General features: G+C 60.1%; 1 protein-coding gene. It reads left to right on the forward strand.

The window, feature by feature from the left end; genetic code table 11:
• Positions 1-516 (forward strand): 3-deoxy-7-phosphoheptulonate synthase (locus tag DBR30_RS22515; RefSeq protein WP_375135859.1); only part of this gene is annotated, 516 nt, incomplete at both ends.

The raw sequence follows: 516 nt of genomic DNA on the forward strand, positions 1-516 counted from the left end.
GCTCTATCCATGATCCCGCTGCTGCTCGCGAGTATGCCCTGCGCCTCAACGCCCTGCGCGAGCAGTATAAAGAGAGTCTCTGCATCGTGATGCGCACCTACTTCGAGAAGCCGCGCACCATCGTCGGCTGGAAAGGGCTGATCAATGACCCGCGCCTTGATGGCAGTTTCGATGTCAACGAAGGGCTGAAACTGGCGCGCAAACTGCTGGTCGACATCAACGAGATCGGCATGCCCACCGCCACCGAATTCCTCGATATGGTGACCGGCCAGTATATTGCCGACCTCATCACCTGGGGCGCCATCGGCGCTCGCACCACCGAATCCCAGGTACACCGCGAGATGGCTTCGGCCCTCTCCTGCCCGGTTGGCTTCAAGAACGGCACCGATGGCAATACCCGTATCGCCATCGATGCGGTGCGCGCCGCCCGTCACAGCCACATCTTCTATTCGCCGGACAAAGACGGCAAGATGACCATTTACCGCACCGCCGGTAACCCCTTTGGTCATGTGATCC

It is taken from the genome of Aeromonas sp. HMWF017, assembly GCF_003061465.1.
In the GTDB taxonomy this organism is placed as follows: domain Bacteria; phylum Pseudomonadota; class Gammaproteobacteria; order Enterobacterales; family Aeromonadaceae; genus Aeromonas; species Aeromonas veronii.